We start from the raw sequence: 1,088 nt of genomic DNA on the forward strand, positions 1-1,088 counted from the left end.
TCGTTCACCATCTCGGTGCTCCAGCCCTTCACGACCGGCACCAGATACTCGTAGATTGCCTGATGATGCGCACGCGTCGCCTCGTCCGAATGGCGGTGGGCAATGTCGCTGTGCGCGGCCGCGACATACGACAGCGCCCGCGCGCCTTCGGTCAGCGCGCGCATCGTGCCGAGCATCCGGCGCACGTCCGGGTGGTGGATGATCGTCACCGACTGCTTCGCGGAACCGTCGACCGGACGGCTCTGCACGCGCTCCTTCGCGAACGCGGCCGCATGCTGGTACGCGCGGTCGGCCACGCCGATCCCCTGATTCCCGACACCGAAGCGCGCGGCGTTCATCATGATGAACATGTATTCGAGGCCGCGATTCTCCTCGCCGACGAGGTAGCCGATCGCGCCGCCGTGGTCACCGTACTGCAGCACCGCGGTCGGGCTCGCCTTGATCCCGAGCTTGTGCTCGATCGACACGCAATGCACGTCGTTGCGCGCGCCGAGGCTGCCGTCGTCGTTGACGAGGAACTTCGGCACGATGAACAGCGAAATGCCCTTCACGCCTTCCGGTGCGCTCGGCGTGCGCGCCAGCACGAGGTGGACGATGTTCTCGGCCATGTCGTGCTCGCCCCACGTGATGAAGATCTTCGTGCCGAACACCTTGTACGAACCGTCGCCCTGCGGCTCCGCACGCGAGCGCACCAGCGCGAGATCGGAACCGGCCTGCGGCTCGGTCAGGTTCATCGTGCCCGTCCATTCGCCGGAGATCAGCTTCGGCACGTAGCGCTGCTTCTGCTCGTCGGTGCCCGCAGTCAGCAGCGCCTCGATCGCGCCGTCGGTCAGCAGCGGACACAGCGCGAACGACAGGTTCGCCGCGTTCAGCATCTCGATGCACGGCGTCGCGATCAGCTTCGGCAGCCCCTGGCCGTCATACTCGGCCGGATGCTGCAGCCCCTGCCAGCCGCCTTCGACGAACTGGCGGAACGCTTCCTTGAAGCCCGGCGTCGCGGTCACCTCGCCGTCCTTCCAGCTGCTCGGGTTGCGATCGCCGTCGACGTTCAGCGGCGCCAGCACTTCGCCGCAGAATTTCGCGGATTC

The 1,088-nt window shown here is 66.7% G+C and carries 1 protein-coding gene; it reads right to left on the minus strand.

Translation table 11 applies throughout. The features are described from left to right. A partial coding sequence (locus DID96_RS37775; RefSeq protein WP_185732508.1) for an acyl-CoA dehydrogenase family protein occupies positions 1-1,088 on the minus strand: 1,088 nt, incomplete at both ends.

It is taken from the genome of Burkholderia sp. Bp8963, from assembly GCF_003854275.1.
In the GTDB taxonomy this organism is placed as follows: Bacteria; Pseudomonadota; Gammaproteobacteria; order Burkholderiales; family Burkholderiaceae; genus Burkholderia.